Origin of the sequence: Halomarina halobia (assembly GCF_029338575.1) — an archaeon.
GTDB classification, from domain to species: Archaea; Halobacteriota; Halobacteria; order Halobacteriales; family Haloarculaceae; genus Halomarina; species Halomarina halobia.
This window is the reverse complement of the sequence record NZ_CP119993.1, coordinates 1,072,367-1,095,819: the sequence shown is the minus strand read 5'-3', so window position 1 is coordinate 1,095,819 and position 23,453 is coordinate 1,072,367. Positions and strand designations below refer to the sequence as shown.

Here is a 23,453-nt window from a genome sequence, read left to right as displayed (position 1 = left end):
AATAATGCTCGAGGTCAAGAACTTCACCAAGTACTACGGCGATCTGAAGGCCGTCGACGATCTGTCGTTCGAATTGAATCAAGGAGAATTCGTCACCCTCCTCGGTCCAAGCGGTTGCGGAAAAAGTACCACGTTGCACGCGATTGCGGGATTGGTCGAACCGAGCGAAGGAAGCATTCACCTCCGCGGGAAAGACATCACAAACACGCCACCGTCCGAGCGCAACATCGGTATGGCGTTTCAGCACTCGGCGCTGTTTCCCCACATGACCGCCGAGGAAAACATCGAGTACGGTCTAAAGATGCACGGATACAACGCGGCGGACGCCAAGCAGCGGGTCCAGGAACTGCTCGGCCTTGTACAGATGCCTGATCACGGGGACCACCGGCCAGGGGAACTGAGCGGCGGGCAGAAGCAGCGCATCTCCCTCGCTCGGGCAGTCGCGTACGAACCGGACCTGCTGTTGCTCGACGAGCCCCTGACAGGCCTCGATCGTGTGCTCCGCGAGGAGATGCGAAGGGAAATAAAGCGTATCCAGGAGGAGGTGAATGTCACGACACTTTATGTCACCCACGACCAGGAAGAGGCGCTCTCGCTATCGGACCGGGTGGTTGTCCTCAAGGACGGCCGCAAGCAGCAGGTCGGCCGGCCGAGGGAAATCTATGAGACCCCAGTAAACCCGTTCGTGGCCGAATTCGTGGGCAAATCTACGAAGTTCGAAGGAACGGTAGCATCGAACTCCCCACTCGTTGTCCGCAACGGAAACCGGGAGTTCTACCTGAACGGGAACGAAAGTCTCGCCGACGGCAAACAGGTCGTGCTGTACGTCCGCCCGGAAGACATCGAGATCGCGCGTTCAGCGACGAATCAGAAAAACGAATTCCGCGGACATGTCGGGGAGATCACCGAACTCGGGCGGTTTGCCGAAGTACTCGTCGAACTGCCGGAAGGAACGAACGTCCTCGTCGAAACAGAGCGGTTCCCGCCGATCAGGGAGGGCGACGACGTGTACGTCTCCTTTGATCCATCCAACGTCATCACACTATGATTGTCAAGAACCTCCCCGTTCCAGAGATCATAAAGCAGCGAGTGTCGAGCCAGTCATTGGTGCTTATCGGGCTCGGATTCCTCTTGTTTTTTTACGCGATTCCCATCCTGCTGCTCGGATGGACGAGCGTTAACCTCTCTAGCGGCGATCCGTTCGTGAACTACCGCACGGCGCTTGAGGGAGTCTACCTCGACGCCATTGTACGCTCATTTTACTATGGTCTGGTTACGACGGTCGTCTCGCTCGTACTAGCGTACGCCATCTCCTATTACATCGTCTTTTATGGTGAACGGCAGTTTCTGCTGCTAGGTCTCGTCATTCTCCCATTCTGGGTTGCATACATCATCAGATACCTCGGAATCCAGCTGTTTTTCTCCCCGAACGGTCCGTTCGTCATGGTGTTCGGAACGGACTTCGACATCCTTTTCTCGTCTGTGGGCGTAATCGTTGGCCTTGTGAGCGCGCTGCTTCCGTTTGCTATCCTACCGATCTACAACTCGCTTAACTCCATCGATCAGGATCTAGTCAACGCCTCGCATGTGCTCGGTGCCGGACACCTGCGGACGCTCGTGTCGGTCATCTTCCCGCTAAGTCTCTCGGGCGTGATCGCGGGGGGGCTCATCGAGTTCATTCTCGCGACGGGGTCGTTTTTGGCGCCCGCCATCCTCGGTGGGCCGGGGCAGACTATGATAGCCAATGTGATCGCCGAGACATTCAGCTCCGCGTTCAATGTCGAACTGGCGGCCGCCATCGCCGTACTCTACACGGTAATCCTTACGGTCGTACTGATGATCTTTAATTCCGTTATCAATATCGGGGAGGTGCTCGGCGAGCTATGAATCGGCACCAACTCGCACCGCGAATGAGCCTGACGATCCTCTCACTGTTCGTCTACGCAGTCCTATTGGTACCAATCGTCGTGATCGTGTTAACCTCTCTAACGCCGCGACCGTTCCCGACGTTGCCGCGTGAGGGGATTTCACTCCAGTGGTACGTCACGCTGTTGAACGACCCGGAGATACTGAATGCTCTCTCGACGAGTATCTTCGTCGCTACGATATCGTCAATCCTATCGGGGCTTCTCGGGACGATCACCGCGTTCGGATTTGTCCGGACAGAGTTTCCATACAAAGAGCAGATCTCAACGCTCATGCTACTTCCGCTGATGATCTCACCAGTGATAACCGGTCTGGCGCTTATCCAGTACGCGTCAGAACTGGGAATTTCGTCAGGCTACGTCCCCGTTGTCCTCGGTCACACCATCCTTACACTCCCCTACGTGTTCTTGATTGTTCGTGCAGAGTTGGTCAGCTTCGACACGACGCTAGAGGCAGCTTCGCAGGTGCTCGGCGCGGGGCCGGCCGAGAGTATTCTTAACGTCACGCTACCGATTATCTCTCCCGCCGTCTTCTCGGCGATCCTGATCTCCTTTGTGGTCTCGTTCGGCGAATTCACCGCAACGCAGTTTCTGGTTTCTCCCGGCACGACGACCGTGCCCGTGATCATCTACACAATGACGCGCTCCGGACTCAGCCCGGTGATCAGCGCACTTTCGACCGTGCTCATCGTGGTGATGCTCATTGTGGCCGTCTTAGCGACCGTGCTCGAGCGGTAATTGCCTCTCGTTCTCGATGAGGGCGAACGGTCGCGTTCGCGCGTTGTCTTGCGACTGTGATAGACCGAGACCAACGACTTATGTGGGTTGATAGAGACAACCACACTGCTATGGCAGTACTGGACAAGGATGAAGTAAGCAGCGAGATCCTGCGGATCACTTTAAACCGGCCCAACTCGCTCAACGCCCTCAATGGGGAACTGCTTGCGGGGATTGCGGACACCGTCCGGAGCGCAAACGGCGAGTACACAGTCCTTATCTTCGAGGGAGCCGGCCGGGCATTTACCGCCGGCGCCGACCTGGACGCTGCAAAGGAGGAGGGTGGTGAGAACATCGACCTGTTTCAAGACATCACGCGCGCCGTACGGGAGTTCGAGGGCATCGTCGTCGGAAAACTACACGGGTGGGTCGTTGGCGGTGGTTTCGAGTGGACGCTGTCGTTCGACCTGCGGTACGCGGCGACGGATACGACATTCAAGATGACGGAATCGGAGATCGGCGTCACCATCTCGAACGCTTCAACACTTCTCCTGCCGCTGACCGTCGGTGCGGGCAAGGCGCGAGAGCTCGTATTCACAAGCCGCGAGGTCAGCGCGAATGAGGCGGAACGACTGGGGCTCATCGCCGGCGTGTACGACGATGCCGATCTCGATGAGAAGGTGCTATCGGTCGCCGAGGACATCGTCGAGAACAAGTCCCGCACGGCCCTATGGCTGAACAAGCGCGGGTTCAACCACGCCTTCCCGGTCGAGGAAGTACTCGAGTACGAGGAGGTCGCCAATCTGCTATGCGACGAGCTTTCAGGCGAAATCGAGTGGTGAGATCATGATTCCCGACTACGGAACCCTCCCGGAGATGATCCGCGGACAGGCCGACCGAAACGGCGACGAGACGTTTCTCATCAGGGCGGAGACGGGCGAGACATTCTCGTACCAGGAAATCGACGCCCGTTCTGACGAGGTCGCTGCGACGCTCGCCGAACGGGGCGTCGTAGCGGGCGATAAAGTCGGAGTCATACTCCCCAATTCGGCGGCACTTGTCGTCGCCATCTGCGGGGTCCTGAAGGTCGGTGGCGTCGTGGTCCCAACGAATCCCGAGTACAAGACGGGGGAGATCGCGTACGTTTTTGAACAGTCGGACAGTCAGCTCGTCATTACGGAGGAATCGCTGCGTAAAACCGTCGAGAAGGCGATCGACGACATTGGCGTCAAGGCGCTATTGACACCCGAGGAGTGCGAGGCGAACGCGAACGAATCGCGCTCGACCGTACCAAAGCGAGAGGTACGGCCAGTCGACACTGCACTGTTGATGTTCACCTCCGGGACGACCGGTGATCCGAAGAGCGTCGCGTTGAGTCATCTGAACCTGTTGTTCCGGTTCGACGGTGGGGAGATGCCACGGGGGTACGGAGTGTTCTATACGGTACTCCCGCTTTTCAACATCGACGGGTTCATCACCACCCTTGGCACGATGTATGACGGCGGTCAGGTACTCCTGCGGAACGGCTTCAGCGCGAGTTCCTTCTGGGCAGATGTCGAGCAATACGACGCGAATATTACGAGTGTCGTCCCGAGCGTCCTCGCGATCCTACTCGAACGGGAGTACCCAGAGAACCGGGACGTTTCCTCGTTCGAACGATTTGTCGTGTCTGGTTCGTACGTCCACGAGGAACTCGTCGAGCGGTTCGAAGAAGCGTTCGGGATCAACGTCATGGAGATCTATGGCCTCACCGAGGCCGCTGGAACGGCGTATGAATCACCAGAGGAGGTCGTCGTCGGCTCGGCCGGCTCCCCGACGCTGTACGCCGAAGCGGCAATCCTCGACGAGGATACTAGCGAACCGCTCCCGCCCGGTGAACTCGGGGAAATCGTGCTTAGGGGGCCGACCGTGTTCAAGGAGTATTACAATAATCCCGAGGCGACAGAAGAAGTGCTTCAGGGCGGTTGGTTTCACACGGAAGATATCGGCTACGTCGACAAGGAGGGGCGGTGCTACGTCAAGGACCGGATCAAGAACATCATCATCCGGGGTGGGCAGAACATCTACCCTGGTGAGATCGAGGAGGCGATCCACGCTCACCCAGCCGTCGAGGACGTAGCCGTGGTCGGCCACGAGCACGAGATCTACGGTGAGGTACCAGTGGCGTACGTCACGATCGATGAGCATACAGACGAGAAGGCGCTGGAGAAACGAATCAGAGAAGACTGCACCGAGCGTTTCGCTGACTTCAAGATTCCCGAGGCGGTGTATATCCTCGAGGAGTTCCCACGAGGGGAGACAGGGAAGATTCTCAAGGAGCGGCTGTAACCCCTCGATTCAGCTTCACCATGTAGTTAGACGCCCGGCCAGTGGGCTCAACTCTTAAGGCTATCGCCGGAGGTCATCAGGGTAGATGTCCGCAGCGTCTGAACTCGTTGTCTACTTCGACGAGGTCTTCATCGAACACGAGGCACCGGATGGCGCGTACCACTTTCCGCCACATGACCTACTCGCGGTGACGGAACCTCACCCTGATCGCCCGGAACGCCTCATCAACATCCGCCACGCGATCAAACGCGCGCTCGCCGACGTAACGACCTGGGAAGCGGTGGTCCCCGCAACGTCCGCGCACCTCGAGCGCGTGCACGAGGTCGAGTACCTTGCTTACCTAAAGCAGCGGAGCGCCGAGGGGAGCGGTCGACTGAATCCCGCTACGGGTGTGAACGAGGCGACATTCGAGGCTGCCAGACATGCGACCGGCGCGGCGATCCAGACCGCGGAGCGCGCACTCACGGGCGGGCCTGACGAGGTGCCGTACGCGCTGGTACGACCGAGCGGCCACCACGCCCAGCCCGCCACTGCGGACGGCTACTGCTATCTCAACAACCTCGCGGTCGCCGCCGCCCATGCCCGTGCGACCGGACGGGCTGAGCGAATCGCGATCGTCGACTGGGACGTCCACCACGGCAACGGCACCCAAGAGATCTTCTACGACAGAAGCGACGTGCTCACGATCAGCGTGCACAACGACTTCGGCGCTTGGGGTCCACATCATCCACAGACAGGAAGGGCAAATGAACAGGGAGTTGGAGAGGGGATTGGATACAACGTGAACGTTCCCGTCCCGCCCGGGACCGGCGACAGGGGATACGCGTACGTGTTCGATGCGATCGTCGAGCCGATTCTCGAAGTGTTCGAGCCAGAACTGCTACTTGTGGGCGCCGGCCAGGACTCTGGCCAGATCGATCCAAACGGGCGCAATCTTTTGACCAAAGAAGGATTTCATGACTTGGGATGTCGGATGCGCGAACTGGCGGCGCACTGCGCTGGGGGAAGCCTCGGTATCGTTCAGGAGGGTGGCTACCAGTTGAGCCACCTGCCCTTCGGGACGCTAGGCGTGCTTGAAGGAGTACTCAACGTTGACACTGGCGTCGAGGACCCGTTTACCCTCCTTGAGGAGTATCTTCCACCGGTCGAAACGTGGACCCGTGAGGCCGGTGCGATCCACGCCCATCACTGGCCACTCCAGTTCGATCCAGCCTCAGACAAATGACTCTATCGATATTCCAATATAATCTGTACACGGGAAGAACATATCGCACTACTTATCACCTCTATCCTCGAGTCACGTCGGTGGTCACCACAGAGAGTACAGAAGTAAATACGCGTATATTTCGCCACCACGTGGGAATGGAACTGATTCTATATTGATATAGATAAAAGGAGAACTAAACCGTGTTTTCCACCTCAGTACTGGCTAAGCCAGAGTTTCTCCGCTACCCGAATTCAAGAGTGTTATCCATTTATCAGTGGATAATGTCACACTGTCGTACGTCCTCTGAGGAATATATAATTAAGCAAATATGACCGCCATCAAATGCTATTGATCTCCAAAATTCCATCTCACTAGCGTATGAATAGTAAGAGCTGTCTTTGCAGGTGATTGGATACCGCCTTTTGAGTGAACGAACAAGCAGTAGTAGCGCGCTAGATAGCCAATGTCCTCTTTGGTGGCGGCTGACAGGATACACGCGCAGAAACAGTCGTTTAGACACCCGAGGTTCTGAGAGCCGCACTCATCGCGATGCCCGAAACAAGTTCTAACCCTCGCTTATTACAGTTGTCCCGTTGCACTGCCGCGTCAATATCTCCCTCCACTGAAGCAGCTCATCTTCTTCAGAGAATCGAGTGATTAGTATTACTGCTACCGTTGTTGTCGACATAAACGCGAGTGGCGTGACGAGGGTACCACCACGTGTCGCAAAGGGCACGATTGTGAGCCGCTCACTGAATACCGTCGAAGCAGCTCTGTCGACATACGACCCTTAAGAGGCGTCGCGATCCCTCGCCATTCCGTCTCAAATCCGATCTCGAAGCCATCCCGACAGACGTTTCCGTGGCCGTTATCGCCCTCGACTTGGCTGCCGGTCAACAGCGGAGAATGAACAGCACCATGGCCCATGATCGTAGTACGGATCCAGCCGGCGAGGAGGTAGACGCGTACGGGGGTGATACGCCTGGGGGCGACGCCGAGAACGGGGACTTATAGAGGGAGATGACCGACGAACCGGCCACACGTTCGAACGGACGGTCGAGCGCCGGGGATCATCGAATACGCCTGCGTCCCGCACGACCGGAACGAACGCGCGTCGACGCGGGTCCGCGAAGTCGTGAAAAAATGTTGTGGTAGTATTACACCCTAATTTATATATACCTCCATTCCACACGGATAGTCGGACTATGACGAAAGATAACAAAGGAGGAACCGCCGGCGGGCTGAGCCGTCGCGGTCTCGTGAAGGTCCTCGGAACGACCGGGATCGCAAGCGCGCTGGCCGGCTGTGGGGGTCGCCGCGCAGCGAGCGACAACGGTGGCGGCGGCGGTGGCGGCGGCGGATCGACCGACACGGCACTGACGTTCGCCCAGTGGGCGGTTCCGCAGGACTCCCAGTACAACCCCTGGAACAGCAAGAACTTCGCGGAACCGCGCCGCATGCTGTGGGACCGGTTCATGCGCTACAATATCGCCGAGCAGAAGTTCTACCCGTATGCGATCTCTGACTGGACGTTCGACAACGACTCGGCGACGCTGACGGTCCGAGACAGCCTCTCGTGGCACGACGGGACGCCCGTGTCCGCGACGGACGTCGTCAACCAGCTGAAGCTGGACATGTACACCGGCGGGTCGCTGCGCCAGTACGTCGACGGCGTCGCTGCGGCGGTGACGAAGCAGGACGAGAAGACCGTCGAAATCACCCTGAATCAGAGGCTCAACGAACAGATCCTCCTGTCGTACCTCCAGCCGAAGCGGCTGGTCGCAAAGGACAGCGTCTACGGAGAGTACGTGAAGCGAGCCGACGATGCCGGCGGGGAGGAGGCCCGTTCGAAGGTCATCTCCGAGCTACAGACCACGGCGATCACGGACCCCGTCGGCAACGGCCCGTTCAAGTTCGAGGACGCAGACACCCAGCGCACGCTGCTCACGAAGTACGAGGACCACCCGGACGCGGGCAACATCAACTTCCCGAATATGGAGTACCTCTACATGCCGACGAACCAGAAGCGCTGGAACGCGCTCATCAACGACCGGACCGACGGGTCGGCGACGCTGTTCATGCCCGCGAACAAGCTCAAGCAGTTGCCGGATCACACCCACGTCGGTCTCATCCCGCGCCACTGGGGACTCGGCCTGGTGTTCAACTTTCGCAACGAACACCTCGCGAAGCCCGAGGTCCGCAAGGCGCTCGCCTACGTCATCGATCGGAAGGCCGTTGCGAAGAACTCCGGTGCCGGCACGGACTCGAAGCTCCCGGTCGAGTACCCGAGCGGCCTCACCGGCCAGTTCAGCGGCGCGATCGAGGACCGGTGGCTCAAGGGCGTCGCGGACACGTTCGAGAAGTACCAGCCCGACCCCGCGAAGGCGACCGAGCTGCTCGAGTCGGCCGGCTACGCGAAGGAGGACGGCACGTGGAAGGACGGGAGCGGAGCGGCGCTCCAGCTCGACATCTCCGCGCCCGCGGGCTTCACCGACTGGGTGGCCGGCGCGAAGACCGTCACGAGCCAGCTATCGTCGTTCGGGATCAAGTCCCAGCTCAACGCGCAGGACACCTCGACCTACTGGGGGAAGGTGTACACGAACCACGAGTTCACCATCGGACTGCAGGGGTGGGCGGACTACGACAACAGCTACCCGTACTTCCACTTCGACTTCCTGTTCAGCAGCACCGACTCCAACGACTACTGGAAGGTGCCCGAGCGCTTCGAGGTCCCGCCGCTGTCTGACCCGTCGGGCGAGCCGCGGTCGGTCACACCCGGCGAACTGGTGACGACGCTCACCGAGAGCAGCGGCGAGGCCGCGCTGAAGCAGATCCAGGAACTCGCCTGGATCACCAATCAGACGCTCCCGGTGCTCCCGCTCCAGGAGAAGCTCGCCCAGACGTTCCTCACCTCAGACGACTGGAACGTCCCCCCGGCGGATAGCGAGAAGATCCAGCTGTACTGGCCGACCGAGTGGCTCCCGCGCACGGGCGACTGGACGGCCAAACAGGGGTGACGGAGGGTGAGGGGCACTACCACATGAGCTATCTCCTCCGTCGCACCGGGCAGGCGGTGTTCACCGTCTTCGCGGTCGTCTCTCTATCGTTCGGCATCATCCGCCTCCTCCCGGGGGGACCGGCCGACTATCTCCGGGCGCAACTCATCCAGCAGGGCGGCGGCCTCACGCAGGAGCAGATCAACCAGCGCATCGCCGCTCAGACCAACATCGCCACCGACGAGCCGCTGTACGTCCAGTACGTCGACTACGTCTGGGACGTTCTGCACCTCGACTTCGGGACCTCCATCTGGTACAACGAGCCGGTGACCGCCGTCCTCGGCCCGGCGCTACCGTGGACCGTCTTCCTGATGGCGTCGGCGCTGTTCATTCAATTCGTAATCGGCGTCTCGCTGGGCGCGTTCATGGCCTACCGGGAGGGAAGCCGCTTCGACACGGCGGCGACAGCGGTGTCGCTCGTGTCGAACTCCATCCCCTTCTACGTCATCGGCCTCCTGTTCATCGCGTTCCTCGGGTACCGGTTCGACCTGTTCCCGACGGGCGGCCGGTACGCGTCGAGCGTCCCGGTCGGTCCGAACCTCGACTTCGTCCTGAGTGTCCTGTACCACGGCGCGCTTCCCATCCTCTCGCTGGTCGTCGCCAGCTTCGGCGGCTGGGCGCTGACGATGCGGGGCAACAGCATCCGCGTCCTCGGCGAGGACTACCTTCGGGTGGCGCGCCTGCGCGGCCTGCCCGAGCGCCGCATCGCGCTCCGGTACGTCGGGCGGAACGCCATCCTCCCCATGTACACGGGGCTGCTCATCTCGATCGGGTTCATGTTCGGCGGGTCGGTCATCCTCGAACAGATCTTCGCCTACCCCGGCGTCGGCTACTACCTCATCCAGGCCATCGGGCAGCGAGACTACCCTGTGATGATGGGGGCGTTCATGATCATCGCCGTCGCCGTCACCATCGGCGTGTTCATCGCCGACCTGACGTACGGCTACATCGATCCGCGGGCGAAGGGAGGTGGGAACAGTGAGTCCTACTGAGGGGACCGGAGCGAACGCCGCCCAGTCGGACTTCGAGACCGTCGCCGGCACGAACCTCTCCCGGCGCGAGCGCTACCGACGATCGTTCGAGGAGGTCGTCGTCGCGCCCGCGAGCATCGTCATGAGCGACCGGCGCGCGCTGTTCTCCTCGGCGATCATCGCCGGGTACGTGCTGATGGGGACCGTCGGCGTGCTGCTCGTTCCCGAGCCGCAACCCAACCAGGGGCCGGCGCTCCTCGGCGCGTTCTACAGCCTGGCGCACCCGCTGGGGACGACGTACTCGGGGGTCGACATCTTCGCGCAGATCGTCCACGCGACGCCGTCGATGCTCGTCATGGTCCTGTCGGGCGCGGTGTTCTCGGTCGCCCTCGGCACCGTCCTGGGGACCGTCTCCGGCTACAAAGGCGGCACCGTCGACAGCGTCATCATGACGTTCACCGACGTCGCCATGACCCTCCCCGGTCTCGTGCTCGTCATCGTCCTCGCGGGCGCGCTGCAGGACGCTCTCACCGGCAATCCGGCCGTGATCGGCGTCCTGCTCGCGATCAACGCGTGGGCGGGGCTGGCGCGCTCGATCCGCTCACAGGTGTTGACCCTGCGCGACGCACCCTACGTGGAGGCCTCGCGTATCCTCGGCATCCCGACGCGGAAGGTCATCGCGGTCGACATCGTCCCGAACCTCATGCCGTACGTCACCATGAACTTCGTCCAGCAGGCCCGAAACGTCATCTTCGGCTCCGTCGCGCTGTACTTCCTCGGCATCCTGCCGTACACCGAAGCGAACTGGGGCGTGATGATGGACAACGCGTACAGCCAGGCCGGCGCGGTCTCCTCCCCGGCGGCGTTCCACTGGCTGTTGATGCCGATGCTCGCCGTCATCGGCCTCGCGCTGGCGCTCACGATGTTCGCGCAGGCCGCTGATCGCCTGTTCAACCCACGGGTCCGCGCTCGACACCTCTCCCGGACGGCGACCGACGAGGACGTCGACGACAGATCGACCGACGCCCGCTCGACGGGGGTGGTCCGCTGATGGCGACGACCGGGCAGCGCCGCGACGAGGCCACCGAGAGCGACACGATCATCGAGATACGGAACGCCGAGGTGACCTTCGAGATGGACCGCGGGGTCTCCCGGGTGCTGAACGGCGTCGACCTCGACGTGAAGCGCCAGGAGATCGTCGGCGTCGTCGGGGAGTCGGGGTCGGGCAAGTCGATGCTCGCCTCCGCGATGCTCGACGCCGTCGATGAACCGGGTCGCCTCACCGGCGAGGTCACCTACTACCCGCCGGACGGCGATCCGGTCGACGTGCTGAATCTCTCGGGGGCGGAACTGAAGCGCCTCCGCTGGGAGGAGATCGCGATGGTGTTCCAGGGGGCGATGAGTTCGTTCAACCCGACGATGACCATCGCGAGCCACTTCGAGGAGACGCTGAAGGCCCACGACGCCGACGTCGGAGCGGGGATGGACCGCGCCCGCCGGCTGCTCTCCGATCTCTACCTGGACCCGGAGCGGGTGCTCGAGTCTTACCCGCACGAACTGAGCGGCGGGATGAGCCAGCGGGCGCTCATCGCGCTGTCGCTGATCCTCGAGCCGAACGTGCTGGTGATGGATGAGCCGACCGCCGCGCTCGACCTCCTCATGCAGCGGTCCATCCTCTCGCTGCTATCCGAGCTACAGGAGAAGTACGATCTGACCGTCATCTTCATCACCCACGACCTGCCGCTGGTCGCCGGGCTCGCCGATCGCCTGGCGGTGATGTACGCCTTCGAACTCGTCGAGGTCGGCCCGGCTGACGAACTCGTCCGGAACGCCACGCACCCCTACACGCGGGCGCTGTTGAAGGCGGTGCCGAACCTCGACGCCCCGCTCGAGACGATGGACTCCATCGCGGGGAGCGCGCCCGACCCGGTGAACATCCCGTCCGGGTGCACCTACGCCGACCGGTGTCCCCTCGCTGACGACCAGTGTCGCTCAGTCGATCCGCCGATGTACGACGCCGACGACGACGGGCACGTCGTCGCCTGTCACCACTGGACGGAGGCGAGCGAGGCCGTCGACTACGACCTCGGGTCGCTCGACGACGAGATCGACGCGGCGGAGCGAACCGGGACGACCGCGACGACCGGGCCGCCCGAAGCGGCCGGACCGACCCCCGACCGCCTCGACGACCGCGACGCGGTCGTCTCGCTCGACGACGTCGAAGTCCACTTCGAGAAGGAACAGGGGTTCGTCGAGGGGCTGTTCAACGACCCCGAGACGGTCGGCGCGGTCGACGGCATCAGTCTCGCGGTTCCCGAGCGCGACGTCGTCGCGCTCGTCGGCGAGTCGGGCTGCGGGAAGACGACGCTCGGCAAGACCGCCATCGGCGTCCAGCGTCCCACCGGGGGGAGCGTGCGCTACCGCGATCGGGACGTGTGGGAGGTGAGAGACGGCGGCGGAGACATCCCCTTCGGGGAGATCCGAAAGTCCCTCCAGATCATCCACCAGGACCCGGGGAGCGCGCTGAACCCGAACCGGACGGTGATGAAGACGCTCGCCGCGCCGCTGAAGCAGTGGCAACCGGACCTGGGGAGCGAGGACCGCCAGGCGCGCATCCTGCGGATGCTGGAGCGCGTCGGCATGAAGCCCGCGACGGACTACGCGCACCGCTTCCCCCACCAGTTGAGCGGGGGGGAGCAACAGCGGGTCGCGCTCGTCCGCGCGCTGCTGATGAATCCCGATCTCATCCTCGCGGACGAGGCGGTGTCGGCGCTCGACGTCTCGCTCCGCGTGGAGATGATGGACCTACTGCTCGAACTCCAGGAGGAGTTCGGTACCTCCTACCTGTTCATCTCGCACAACCTCTCGAACGCTCGCTACCTCGCCGAGACTGCCGGCGGCCGCGTCGGCATCATGTACCTCGGCGAACTGGTCGAGGTCGGGCCGGCCGAGGAGGTACTCCGAAATCCGCGACACCCCTACACGAGGGTGCTCCGGTGGGCGACCGCCGACCTCGATCCCGATGACGACGTCGACGAGCCGCCTGTGCGGGACATCGACATCCCCGATCCCGTCGATCCGCCCAGTGGCTGTCGGTTTCACACCCGCTGTCCGAATGTCATCCCGCCGGACGGGATGGAGATCGACCAGGCGGTGTACAACGAAATCATGAGCCTACGCCACGCGCTCGACGAGCGTTCGGCCGAACTGTTCGGCGAGAGCCCGACCGGATCGACGGTCGACGACCTCCGGGAACGCGCCTTCGACGAGGCGCTCCCCGAACCCCACCGCGAGCGCGTCGACGAGGCGCTCGCGGCGGTCGTCGAGGGCGACTGGGAGCGCGCGAGTGCGGGGCTTCGCGAGCACTACGAGAGCGTCTGTGAGCGGGCTCGACCGGCGGCGGCCGCGGGCGGCCATCCGGTCGCCTGTCACCTGTACGATCCCGACCGGTCGGGCGAACCGAGGGGGTTCGCGGACTGACCATGAGCCGGAGCGGACCCGTCGACGACGAGACCCTCAGACGAGAGCTGAACACGTTCGGCCTCTCGGAGAAGGAGATCGAGACCTACCTCGCCGTGCTCGACCGCGGGGAGGCGACCGCGAGCACGATCGCGGACCACGCCGACGTCTCGAAGCGGTACGTCTACAGCATCGCGTCGCAGCTGGCCGATCGGGGGCTCGTCCAGATGAACGATCACGCCTCGCCGACGACCGTCCGGGCGCGCCCGCCGTCGGAGGCGATCGCCCGGATGTCAGAGCGACTCCAGTCGCTGACGCCGACGCTGGAGAACCGCCACGCGGAGACCGAGCCGCTGACCGCCCGGTTCCAGACGGTGAAGTCCCGACAGACCGCACTGAAGTACCTCCGCGAACTGATCTCGAACGCCCGCGAGGAGGTCTTCCTCTGTCTCCCCCTGTCGGTGCACGAGTCGGTTGCGCAGGACCTCGCGGACGCCGTCGATCGCGACGTGCTGGTGATCGGTCTGTACAGCGACGCGGGGCCGGAGCCGACGCCCCCGTCCCGGTTCGAGGGACGCGCCAGCGTCGTCCGCACGTGGACGGAGAACACCCCCTTCATGCTCGTCGCCGACAACTACGACGCCATCCTCGGCGACGCCGACCTCCTCGCCGGCCCCCACGCCGACGACACGGCCGTCGTGCTCTCGCAGGTCCACCTCGCTGGGTCCGTCCTCGGCTCGTTCATCGGGAGCTTCTGGCCCGTCGCGAGTCAGCGGTTCGTGACGGAGCCGGAACCCCTCCCCCGCCGGTTCGCGTCCTTCCGCCACGCGGTGGTCCAGACCGTACTCCACCTCCGCGCCGGCACCGATCCGGTCGTCGAGGTGGAGACCGCGGCGGGGGAGGAGCTGTCCGGCCGGGTCGTCGACGTCAGACAGAGCCTCGTAGCGCCGGAGACCGGCGACTTCCCGGTCGAGAACGGGATCATCGTCGAGACCGGGGACGGCGGGACGGTGAGCGTCGGCGGTCCCGGCGCGTTCGTCGAGGACTACACGGCCGAAACAATCACCGTGCGGAGGACGTGAGGGGGAACGAGGCATGTCTGCTATGACCGTCTGGCGGGCGATGTTCGCGCTCGATCTCGTGCTGTTGACGCTGCTCGCCCTCGCCTACCCGTTCCAGCCGCCGGGGTCCGCCGCCCGCACGATCTCGCTGATGGCGTTCGTCGTCATCGGCGTCTCGTTACTCGGCCTCGGCCTGCTCATTCGGGCGGACTGGGACCCGTTCTGACGGCGGACGACGCGTCGACGTCGGAGCCGGGGACGCCTGCTTGGAAGCTCGAGACCGCCGTCGGGGCGTCGAACCGGCGTGGGCGATCGTCCGGCGGTCGTTCGCTCACCGCTCCAGTATCCCGTAGTCGTCCATGAGAGCGACCGTCGCCAGCCTGAGCGCGTGGGGCCACCCGAGCGGGGTGGCGCTGTCGGGTGTCCCGTCGTCGAACACCTGCTCCGGGAGGTAGCCGCTGTCGAGACAGAGCGGCCCGCCGGGGAGGACGAGCGCGAGCAGGTCGCGCGCGGTCGCGGCGAGTCGGTCGGCGCGCCCGTCGCCGCGGTCCGCGAGGAGCGCCGCCAGCGACGCGGCCGCGTGGGCACCCCACGCCGTCGAGACCGTCCAGATCTTCTCGCGTTCCTGCTCGCGCCGTCGCCACTCGTCGCCCTCGTACCGGACGAGGCCGGCGACCGCGTCCGTGTCACGGCGCAGTTCCGCGACGACCGTCTCGACGTGCGAGACGAGCCGGTCGAGCCGACGTTCGTCGAGGTCGCCCTTCCGGGCGTAGGCGCGGTGTGCGCTCGCGAGCGCGAGCGTCGCCGAATCGCACCGCCCGTCGAGGTCACCCGCTCGCTCGTGGCCCTCGCCGTACTCCCGCAGGGCGTAGACGCCGCGGTCTTCCATCCAGAGGTCGTCGAGGGCGTCGTAGACGCGCTCGGCGCGATCCGCGGCGCGATCCGCGATCCCGTCTACCCCCGTCGCGACGAGCGCGGAGTACGCCTCGAGGAAGGTGGCGGCGGTGTGTGCGAACCGTCCGGACATGTCCTCCCAGGCGTTCTGACAGGTGACCGGCCGACCGTCTGCCGCGAGGCCGGAGTCGAGTCCGTCGAGCGCTCGTTCGAGCGACCCGCGGTTGTCCCCGTCGGCGTCGGCGAGGAACGCCGCGACGCTCCCCGTCTGGTCGGCCTGGTAGTCGACACCGTCGCCCGCTTCCAGCCGCGCGTTGGCCCACCCCGGGGCGAGCGTGGCGTCGAACGGCCAGACGCGGTGGGGCCACGTCCCGTCGTCGAGTTGCGTCTCGCGGTAGACCGCCGCGCTGCGCGCGTGCCAATCGTCGAGCCCGAGGTCGAATCGGCGGTCGGCCTCCAGGAGGAAGCGGGAGATCTCCGAGTCGTCGCGGAACCACGAGTAGCCGTAGCCGCCGGAGTGGGCGTAGTACGGATCGAAGTCCGGGCCGGCGACGCGCAGGCCGGTCCGCCCGGACAGCAGCGAGAGGACGCGCAAGTCGGCCGCGAGCGCGTCGGGGTGGGGGAGGTCCGAGGCGACCGTCGGCGGTCCACGGCGGTCCGCGACCCGCTCCAGCGACGCGCGGTCGTGGTCGCGTGCGGCCGTGCGGACCGCGTCGAGCGCCGCCTCGCGCGGACGGTTGGCGCGCGTCGTCAGGAGCGTCGCGAGCGTCGCCGTCCCGGCGTCGGTCGGAACGACACACACGACGTCGCCACTCAGCGGGTGTGCGTCGGGGGTAGCCGAACCGCCGCGCGGGTACTCAGCAGGCGTCCGATCGAGCAGTTCCTCGAAGCCGCCGAACGCGACGCCGCGGACCGCCTCGACCCCGGTCGCACTCGCGAGGTAGTCGGTCTCCTCCGCGTGGTACACCTCGACGACGTCGCCGTGGTGAAGCTGTCCGACGCGCGTGTCCCGACCGTCGGGGGCGAAGCCCACGCAGGCGACGATCTCGAGCGATCGGTCGGCCGCGCTCGCGTCGAAGTGCGTGACGTGAACGTCGTCGAGCGCGAGGTCGTACTGCGCGACGCGTCCGTACGCCGTCTCGTGGTCGGTCGCGATGAGCGCGGTGCCATCGCGGTAGCGCTGCGTCGCGCCGGCCTCGAACCACGTCACGTCCGCGTCCCCGGCGTCGGCCGGGCGGACGCCGAACCGGGAGCGAGCGATCCCGGCTAAACCGACGAGCGGGTAGCTGAAGTCCCTGACCGAGCCGTCCGTCTCCACGTGGACGAGTCGCCCCCCGTCGCCGGCGAAGCGACCCGTCGTCGTCCGCCGCTCCCCGGGAAACCTCGTCCGGTCGCCACGGTACCGTTTGTAGTCGTTCAACGCGTCACGCAGGTGCATCGCCGGGGGTTCGGCGGCACGTCGTAATAACGTTGGTGTACTTTTACTTCACGAATTTTTCGAGTGTCGTTCGGCTCGCCGACGCCGTCCTGCCCGCGGTGACCGTGGCGGGGCGCTTCGAGGAACGGCGGACGCGTCCACCGAGCGATGTAAGTACGACCCTCGTACAGTTCGCTCATGGACGACGCGTCGCTGGAGGAATCGCTACGGCGGCAGGGGTTCTCGGCCAAGGAGGTCGACACGTACCTGACGATCCTGGAACTCGGAGAGGCGAAGGCGAGTCCCGTCGCGAACGAGTCGGGGGGCTCCAAGCGGTACGTCTACAGCATCGCCGAAAAGCTCGCCGAGAGGGAGTTCGTGGCCGTCGACGACCACGTCGTCCCGACGATGATCAGAGCCAACCCCCCCGATCGCGTCGTGGCGGCGCTGACGGACGACCTCGAACGGATGCGTCCGGCGCTCGAATCGCGCTTCTCGCGAGCGACGCCACACTCGCCCCGCTTCGAGGTCGTCAAGTCGCGCGTCACGGTGATAAAGCGCGTCTCGGAGCGACTCGACCGGGCCGAGATGGAGGTGACGCTCGCGATTCCCCACCGGTTGCTCGAGGAGGTGGCGGCCGAACTCCGGGCCACGGTCGAGCGCGGCGCGCTCGTCCTCCTGCTCGTCACCGGCGTTAGCCCGGACGATGGCCTCGGCCTCGACGGCGTGGCCTCCGTCGCCCGCGCCTGGGAGCAACCGATGCCGACGATGCTGACGGTCGACCAGCGGGCGGGGCTCGTCGCGCCCGGCGAGATGCTCTCGCGATCCGACAACCCCGCGCAGGCTATCGTCTTCGAACAGGAACACCTCGGCCCGGTCATCGTCGGATCGTTCCTGGGGAACTACTTCCCGATGGCGACGGAGGTGTGTACCGCCGACCCCGACGCGCTCCCGGTCACGTACCGGAACTTCCGTCACGCGGTCCTGCAGGCGGCGCTCCACCGACGCGCCGACGCCCCGGTCCGTGCGCGAGTCGCGGGACGTCCCCTCCACGACGCGGACCTGCCGCCCGAACTCGAGGGGCGCGTCGTCGACGTTCGCCAGTCGCTCCTCGAACCGCAGACCAGTTCGTTTCCCGTCGAGAACACGCTCACCGTCGAGACCGACGAGGGGACCTACAGCGTCGGCGGGCGAGGCGCGTTCGTCGAGGACTTCGAGGCCACCGGGGTCGAACTGCGGCCGGCGGACGCGCCGATTTGACGTCCCGTACGCGATCCCGTCGCGACCCTCACGACCGTCGGTTTCGATGTGACTTCTCGTGGGCAATACGAGTCGTAAGTAAAAACTCGCTTCGACCGTCCGGGATGAGGTTGCGTGTGGCCACTCCGAACGTCGGTCGACTGAGGTCGAACCGCATTACTGCGTAGCGTCTGTCGAGCATCGATCCGCCTCGTTCGGACCCGACGTTCGTTACACCGTCGATGATCGACCAAAGGACGTTTGATGTCCAATAGAGGGCAGAATTCGTTCCATCTAAGCGATCAGGTGAGAAGAGAATAACACTCGTAGCTCGGCGGTCATATAGTCGAAAGAACGAGTGATTACATCGAACGGCACTGTCTAGTTTAGCATCACCTCGACCGGTGTTCGTCCATCGAGCGATTGGTGCGGTCTGGGATGGTTGTAGTAGTGCTCAGATAGCGCAAGCCATTGGCTGACGCTCCGCCGACTGTCCACCCACGAAGTATGGAAGCGGTCGACTCGCATCTTGAGGGTGTGAAACCACGTTTCGATCGGTGTCGTCGACCCGACCGCTCAGTCCAAGTCGAGCAAGGGCAGTCCGATAGCCGAACTGATCGACCAGAAACACGGTGTCTGAGAGATCGTGTTTCTCGGAGAGGCCAGAGAGAAACGCAGCCGCTGGATCGGTGCCGTGGCGTCCGAACAGCTCCACACCCAGAATCAGCTTTGTGTCGAGGGTCTATTGCAGCATACACCCACGACCATTCGCCGTTGATCTTGACAGCGGTCTCGTCGACCGCGACCCGCGACGGCTTCGCCGTCGGCGGGTTCGGGTGCGCTGTCAGACAGTCGATGTACCCAATTCCAGACCGCCCCATGCGACCGTTCAACGCCGAGAGACGCAAGAATAGAAGCTGTCTCCCTGAGCGAACAACCGGTCGCGTGGAGGCGGACGGAGAACGCCCTGACGCAATCGCCGTCCGCTCACGCTCCCAACATTCTTCTAGATCGACTGCCAACGACTCACTGAGCAGGTCTGCGAGCATCTGAACCAATTCACTCAACGACCTGCTCGCTTCTCAAACTGACTCAACTAGACAGTGCCGATGAAAGTAACCAGTACACGAGATGGGGCCGGTTCCAGATCAGTACCAGTCATTTTTGCGGTGGTTCCTCCGATCGGGATGCTATTCGGAAAGTCATAAGAACAACCGGCATCTCGTTTACGTATCGTAAACGAATAATGTCAGATCGATAAGAGTGGACCTTCGAGTGGAGAGTACCCGTCTCACGTTCGTTTCGCAGAAGAACCAGAAACGGCGAGTGTACGATCGGCGAATTCATTGAATCGACGTGAACTCGGCGTGTTTACTAATCAGACAGTACTGTGAGTGTTGTAGAGTACCACATCTCTTTTACTGCAGACTGGCTCATCCCTGAGCTTTTAAGTTCTCGTCTCGTGTTGGCACGTATCGATGGAGTTAGATGCGATACTCGAACGTAGCTGTGAGCGCGACTGGCAAACCACTCCCGCGGAATCGGTCGACACACTCCGTGTCGCTGTCATCGGCCTCGGATGGTTCACGCGCGGGCGTGCCCTTCCCGCACTCGAAGGGAGCGGGTACTGTGAACCGACAGTGCTGGTAAGCGGGTCGGCGGAGAAAGCCCGGAGCGTCGTCGCGGAGACGGACAGTGCCACCCACGGGATAAGTTACGACGACTTCCACGACGGCGTCGCCAGCGACGCCTACGATGCCGTCTACATCGTGACCCCGAACGCCCTTCACCTCGACTACGTCCGGACTGCAGCAGAACTCGGGAAGGCGGTACTGTGTGAGAAGCCCGCCGAACGGTCCAGCGAGCGGGCAGCGAAACTCGTCGAGACGTGCGAGACGCACGACGTCCCTCTGATGATCGCTTACCGGATGCACACCGAGCCGGCGGTGCGCCGAGCGCGGGACGTCATCGATGCCGGCCTCATCGGCGACCCACAGGCAGTCCGGGGGAGTATGAGTCAGCGCCTCCTCGACCGCATCAACGACGACCCAGACCAGTGGCGACTCGACGAGAATGTCGCCGGGGGCGGTGCGCTGTTCGACCTCGGTGTGTACCCGCTGAACACGGCTCGCTTCCTCCTCGGTTCGGATCCGGTTGCCGCCTGTGGACGGACGAAACGCAGTCACGACGCGTTCGACGAGGTCGACGAGACGGTCTCTTTCACCGTCGAGTTCCCCGATGACGTGTACGCATCCTGTTTTGCGAGCCACAACGCCCGCCAGGAGAGCGAGATCGTCGTCACCGGGACGGAAGGACAGGTCGCGGTTCGTCCCGCCTTCTTCCAGGACCAGGCCCGGTCGATTCACGTCTCGCGCGGTGCTGGCCGCGCGTCTGTCGAACTGGAGGTCGTCGATCAGATGCTCGAAGAGTTCGACTACTTCGCCCATCAAGTCCGGACGGGAGACGAGATCCTTGCGGACGGTACGCACGGGCTCGTGGATATGCAGGCGATGGAGGCCGTGTACGAGTCCGAGCGAACCGACGGCTGGGTGGCGCTAGACTGAGTCGGGAAATCCGGCGTGGAAGCCGACGAGCTTCTCGCGGGAGAAGTGCTCAACCGCGTACTTGATGCCCTCTTTTCCGACGCCGCTGTCCTTGAACCCGCCGTACGGCATGTGGTCCGCGCGGAATCCGCTGACCGTGTTGATGTTGACGCCACCGGCGTCAATCTCGTCCGCAGCACGCTTGGCACGGTCGAGATCCTGCGTGAAGAGCCCCGCTTCGAGTCCGTAATTCGTGTTGTTCGCCTCCGTGAGGGCTTCCTCGAAGTTCTCAACGGCGATGACGGGGAGGAGTGGGCCGAACACCTCCTCTTTCGCAGCGGGCATCTCGGGCGTCACTCCGGAGAGCACGGTCGGTTCGAACAGACGACCGTCGTAGTTCCCACCGCACTCGACGGTCGCTCCGGCATCGACCGTGGCCTCGAAGAGCTCGACGACTTTCTCGGCCTGGTCGTCGTCGACCATCGCGGCAACGTCGGTGTCGTCGTCGAACGGATCGCCAACGGTGAGTGACGTGGCGTGCTCGACGAGCGCTTCGACGACCTCGCGCTCGATGTGTTCGGGGACGATAATGCGCTCGACGCTGTTGCAGACCTGTCCGGCATTGGCACACGCGCCGCCGACGACCTGTGCGGCCGCCCGGTCGATATCGGTATCGTCCCAGACGATGGTCGGGTCGTTTCCGCCGAGTTCGAGCGTGAGTTCGCGCATGCCACTGTTCTCTGCGAGGTACTTGCCCACGGCCGTACTTCCGGTGAATGAGATAGCTTCGACAGCGTCGTGCGAGAGGAAGACATCGCCGATGGTGCTCCCACGCGCAGTGACGACGTTGACGAGACCATCGGGGGCGTCGACTTCCGCGCAGGCTTCGTCGAGATACTCGAACAGCGTGACGGCACAGAGTGGAGTCTTCAAAGCGGGTTTGCCGACGACGGCGTTCCCTGCGGCGAGTGCGGGGCCGACCTTGTGAACCATCAGGTTCAGCGGGAAGTTGAACGGGGTGATGGCAGCGACCACGCCGAGCGGTTCGTGCTGAGTGAACGCGTGGCTCCGTGCGAAGCCCTTCTGTGCGTCCATCGGGACGTACTCGCCGAACTGGCGTTTCGCCTCCTCGCCGGAGAGCCGGAGCGTCTGGACGGCGCGGTCGACTTCGACTCGGGACTCGGAGAGCGGCTTCCCCTGTTCGCTCGTGACGAGACGGGCCATCTCCTCGGCGTCGTCTTCGAGTCGCTCGGCAGTCGCGTAGAGGAGTTCGTAGCGTTCGTATGCCGAGAGGGTGCTCTCTTCGGAGGCGCGGTGAGCGGCGTCGACCGCGTCGGTGACCTGTTGTTCCGTCGCGACAGGGACGGAACCGACCGCGCTCTCGTCATAGGGATTCGTGACAGTGGTGCGGTCGTCGCTGTCGACCCACGTGCCGTCGATGAGCATCCGGACGTCGTACTGGCTGGTCGGCTCGAGATTCATGCGTAGGTAACAATCCGACTATCTCTTGTTAAAGCTTGCGCCAGCACCGACGCGGTGGGGACCACGACGGGTTCGAAGGAGTGTCGCCGGTCGAACGAGGGAAAGATATTTACGGGTCGTCTACAAGTCATGTTGTATGTTAATCGCCGGGACAGTCGTCCCTATGGTGACTCCCACGACGGGTCGCGATGGGACGGTCGACGAGCCCTCGCTAGCCCGCTATACCGAACACCTAGTGACGAACGGCGTCCACGGTCTGTTTCCGTGTGGCTCCATCGGCGAGTTCTCCAGTCTCACTCACGACCAGCGAAAGCGCGTCGTCGAAACCGCCGTCGATGCAGCCGATGGCGTACCCGTTCTCGCCGGCTGTGGCGACACCAGCGTCGCCGCCGTCAACCGGCACGTCAGGACGGCTGCAGAGGCCGGTGCCGACGCTGCCGTCGTCGTCACCCCCTACTATCTATCGACGACGCAGGACGGGCTCACGGACTTCTACACCGACGTCGCCACGGACGCCGGCCTCCCCATCGTCCTCTACAACATCCCCGCGCTGACCGGAGCGAAGCTGGATGTCGAGACGGTCGTGGAACTCGGCGAGAACGCGAACATCGTCGGCATGAAAGACACCTCGGGAGACATGACGTACCACCGGCGACTCATCGAGGAGACACCGGACGGCTTCGGCGTCCTGCAGGGGTCGACCGAACTGGCCGTGACCTCGCTCGACGCCGGCGCCGACGGCATCATCGCCGGGCCGGCGAACGTCTTCCCCGGCGTCCTTGCGGACGTCTACGACGCACACCACAGCGGTGACCGCGACCGTGCGGTCGAACTGATGAACACCGTCGTCAACCCGGTGTTGACCGCCACCAGCGACCTCCCCACCGCAGCAGCGCTCAAGTACCTCCTCACGCTCACCGAGTGTGAAACGGGGGCACCGCTCCCACCACTCCCCCAACTCGACGACAGCGAGCAGCAGGCGCTTCGTCGCTGTTACCGGCGCGCTACCGACGGGTACAACGTCACGTCACGGGCGTAATCGGGGACGCTGCCTGGTGGACGAACCGAGCACTCAACACCCCTACTCGTTCTTTCGAGCGGCCACTCCCCAGCCACGGCACGGGAGTGAAACGGAATGACGCGTCGGTGGGGGG

Annotated in this window: 17 protein-coding genes and 1 pseudogene; 15 read left to right on the top strand and 3 right to left on the bottom strand. The window is 63.7% G+C overall.

Annotated features, from left to right (window positions below; all coding sequences use genetic code 11):
* The first annotated feature begins 4 nt into the window (after positions 1–4).
* The 12 genes from P1K31_RS20510 to P1K31_RS20455 all read left to right on the top strand — a co-directional run bounded on the left by P1K31_RS20510 (position 5) and on the right by P1K31_RS20455 (position 14,950).
* The gene (locus tag P1K31_RS20510; protein ID WP_276306205.1) at positions 5–1,048 is read left to right on the top strand and encodes an ABC transporter ATP-binding protein; all 1,044 of its coding nucleotides are present in this window, start codon (positions 5–7) and stop codon (positions 1,046–1,048) included.
* Positions 1,045–1,887, top strand: a complete 843-nt coding sequence (locus P1K31_RS20505) for an ABC transporter permease (RefSeq protein ID WP_276306204.1) — start codon at positions 1,045–1,047, stop codon at positions 1,885–1,887. Before P1K31_RS20510 ends, P1K31_RS20505 begins: the two co-directional genes overlap by 4 nt.
* A 23-nt stretch (positions 1,888–1,910) precedes the next feature.
* Positions 1,911–2,663 (top strand): ABC transporter permease, encoded by a 753-nt coding sequence (locus tag P1K31_RS20500; protein WP_276306203.1) that lies wholly within the window; start codon positions 1,911–1,913, stop codon positions 2,661–2,663.
* 110 nt (positions 2,664–2,773) lie between these two features.
* Positions 2,774–3,484: an enoyl-CoA hydratase/isomerase family protein gene (locus P1K31_RS20495; RefSeq protein ID WP_276306202.1), complete on the top strand. Its 711-nt coding sequence runs from the start codon at positions 2,774–2,776 to the stop codon at positions 3,482–3,484.
* A 4-nt stretch (positions 3,485–3,488) separates the two neighbouring features.
* Positions 3,489–4,970, top strand: coding sequence for a class I adenylate-forming enzyme family protein (locus P1K31_RS20490; RefSeq protein ID WP_276306201.1), 1,482 nt, complete (start codon positions 3,489–3,491; stop codon positions 4,968–4,970).
* Positions 4,971–5,055: 85 nt separating this feature from the next.
* Positions 5,056–6,195 (top strand): arginase family protein, encoded by a 1,140-nt coding sequence (locus P1K31_RS20485; RefSeq protein WP_276306200.1) that lies wholly within the window; start codon positions 5,056–5,058, stop codon positions 6,193–6,195.
* Between the two features lie 1,187 nt (positions 6,196–7,382).
* Positions 7,383–9,194 carry an ABC transporter substrate-binding protein gene (locus P1K31_RS20480; RefSeq protein ID WP_276306199.1) on the top strand — a complete coding sequence of 604 codons (1,812 nt, stop codon included), beginning with the start codon at positions 7,383–7,385 and terminating at the stop codon, positions 9,192–9,194.
* A 23-nt stretch (positions 9,195–9,217) separates the two neighbouring features.
* Positions 9,218–10,225, top strand: coding sequence for an ABC transporter permease (locus P1K31_RS20475; RefSeq protein WP_276306198.1), 1,008 nt, complete (start codon positions 9,218–9,220; stop codon positions 10,223–10,225).
* Complete coding sequence (locus tag P1K31_RS20470) at positions 10,212–11,255, top strand: ABC transporter permease (RefSeq protein WP_276306197.1); 1,044 nt, start codon at positions 10,212–10,214, stop codon at positions 11,253–11,255. The genes P1K31_RS20475 and P1K31_RS20470 overlap by 14 nt, the downstream gene beginning before the upstream one ends.
* Positions 11,255–13,684 (top strand): dipeptide ABC transporter ATP-binding protein, encoded by a 2,430-nt coding sequence (locus tag P1K31_RS20465; protein WP_276306196.1) that lies wholly within the window; start codon positions 11,255–11,257, stop codon positions 13,682–13,684. Before P1K31_RS20470 ends, P1K31_RS20465 begins: the two co-directional genes overlap by 1 nt.
* 2 nt (positions 13,685–13,686) lie before the next feature.
* Positions 13,687–14,745, top strand: coding sequence for a TrmB family transcriptional regulator (locus P1K31_RS20460; protein WP_276306195.1), 1,059 nt, complete (start codon positions 13,687–13,689; stop codon positions 14,743–14,745).
* Between the two features lie 22 nt (positions 14,746–14,767).
* A complete protein-coding gene (locus P1K31_RS20455) occupies positions 14,768–14,950 on the top strand; it encodes a hypothetical protein (RefSeq protein ID WP_276306194.1) in 183 nt (60 codons plus the stop codon).
* 105 nt (positions 14,951–15,055) lie between these two features.
* On the opposite strand, the gene P1K31_RS20450 is transcribed toward P1K31_RS20455, so the two are convergent.
* A complete protein-coding gene (locus P1K31_RS20450; RefSeq protein WP_276306193.1) occupies positions 15,056–17,056 on the bottom strand; it encodes a DUF7997 domain-containing protein in 2,001 nt (666 codons plus the stop codon).
* 177 nt (positions 17,057–17,233) lie between these two features.
* On the opposite strand from P1K31_RS20450, the gene P1K31_RS20445 reads away from it, so the two are divergent.
* On the top strand, positions 17,234–18,295 hold the full coding sequence (locus tag P1K31_RS20445) for a TrmB family transcriptional regulator sugar-binding domain-containing protein (protein WP_276306192.1): 1,062 nt from the start codon (positions 17,234–17,236) through the stop codon (positions 18,293–18,295).
* A gap of 360 nt (positions 18,296–18,655) precedes the next feature.
* Here the strand turns inward: P1K31_RS20445 and P1K31_RS20440 are convergent.
* A pseudogene (locus P1K31_RS20440) lies at positions 18,656–19,323 on the bottom strand (IS6 family transposase).
* A gap of 429 nt (positions 19,324–19,752) precedes the next feature.
* Here P1K31_RS20440 and gfo6 point away from each other — a divergent pair.
* The gene (gfo6, locus tag P1K31_RS20435; protein WP_276306191.1) at positions 19,753–20,838 is read left to right on the top strand and encodes a D-xylose 1-dehydrogenase Gfo6; all 1,086 of its coding nucleotides are present in this window, start codon (positions 19,753–19,755) and stop codon (positions 20,836–20,838) included.
* Here the strand turns inward: gfo6 and P1K31_RS20430 are convergent.
* Positions 20,830–22,263: an aldehyde dehydrogenase family protein gene (locus P1K31_RS20430; RefSeq protein ID WP_276306750.1), complete on the bottom strand. Its 1,434-nt coding sequence runs from the start codon at positions 22,261–22,263 to the stop codon at positions 20,830–20,832. The two genes, gfo6 and P1K31_RS20430, sit on opposite strands and share 9 nt — an antisense overlap.
* 172 nt (positions 22,264–22,435) lie before the next feature.
* Between P1K31_RS20430 and P1K31_RS20425 the strand changes: the two genes are divergently transcribed.
* Entirely contained in the window at positions 22,436–23,338 is a 903-nt protein-coding gene (locus tag P1K31_RS20425) for a dihydrodipicolinate synthase family protein (protein ID WP_379794731.1), read from the top strand.
* The last annotated feature ends 115 nt before the right edge of the window (positions 23,339–23,453 follow it).

Excerpts from the sequence above, each read along its gene's own strand:
- P1K31_RS20510 (WP_276306205.1), top strand. The coding sequence starts at position 5 with ATGCTCGAGGTCAAGAACTTCACCAAGTACTACGGCGATCTGAAGGCC.
- P1K31_RS20505 (WP_276306204.1), top strand. The coding sequence starts at position 1,045 with ATGATTGTCAAGAACCTCCCCGTTCCAGAGATCATAAAGCAGCGAGTG.
- P1K31_RS20500 (WP_276306203.1), top strand. The coding sequence starts at position 1,911 with ATGAGCCTGACGATCCTCTCACTGTTCGTCTACGCAGTCCTATTGGTA.
- P1K31_RS20495 (WP_276306202.1), top strand. The coding sequence starts at position 2,774 with ATGGCAGTACTGGACAAGGATGAAGTAAGCAGCGAGATCCTGCGGATC.
- P1K31_RS20490 (WP_276306201.1), top strand. The coding sequence starts at position 3,489 with ATGATTCCCGACTACGGAACCCTCCCGGAGATGATCCGCGGACAGGCC.
- P1K31_RS20485 (WP_276306200.1), top strand. The coding sequence starts at position 5,056 with ATGTCCGCAGCGTCTGAACTCGTTGTCTACTTCGACGAGGTCTTCATC.
- P1K31_RS20480 (WP_276306199.1), top strand. The coding sequence starts at position 7,383 with ATGACGAAAGATAACAAAGGAGGAACCGCCGGCGGGCTGAGCCGTCGC.
- P1K31_RS20475 (WP_276306198.1), top strand. The coding sequence starts at position 9,218 with ATGAGCTATCTCCTCCGTCGCACCGGGCAGGCGGTGTTCACCGTCTTC.
- P1K31_RS20465 (WP_276306196.1), top strand. The coding sequence starts at position 11,255 with ATGGCGACGACCGGGCAGCGCCGCGACGAGGCCACCGAGAGCGACACG.
- P1K31_RS20460 (WP_276306195.1), top strand. The coding sequence starts at position 13,687 with ATGAGCCGGAGCGGACCCGTCGACGACGAGACCCTCAGACGAGAGCTG.
- P1K31_RS20455 (WP_276306194.1), top strand. The coding sequence starts at position 14,768 with ATGACCGTCTGGCGGGCGATGTTCGCGCTCGATCTCGTGCTGTTGACG.
- P1K31_RS20450 (WP_276306193.1), bottom strand. The coding sequence starts at position 17,056 with ATGCACCTGCGTGACGCGTTGAACGACTACAAACGGTACCGTGGCGAC.
- P1K31_RS20445 (WP_276306192.1), top strand. The coding sequence starts at position 17,234 with ATGGACGACGCGTCGCTGGAGGAATCGCTACGGCGGCAGGGGTTCTCG.
- gfo6 (WP_276306191.1), top strand. The coding sequence starts at position 19,753 with ATGGAGTTAGATGCGATACTCGAACGTAGCTGTGAGCGCGACTGGCAA.
- P1K31_RS20430 (WP_276306750.1), bottom strand. The coding sequence starts at position 22,263 with ATGCTCATCGACGGCACGTGGGTCGACAGCGACGACCGCACCACTGTC.
- P1K31_RS20425 (WP_379794731.1), top strand. The coding sequence starts at position 22,436 with ATGTTAATCGCCGGGACAGTCGTCCCTATGGTGACTCCCACGACGGGT.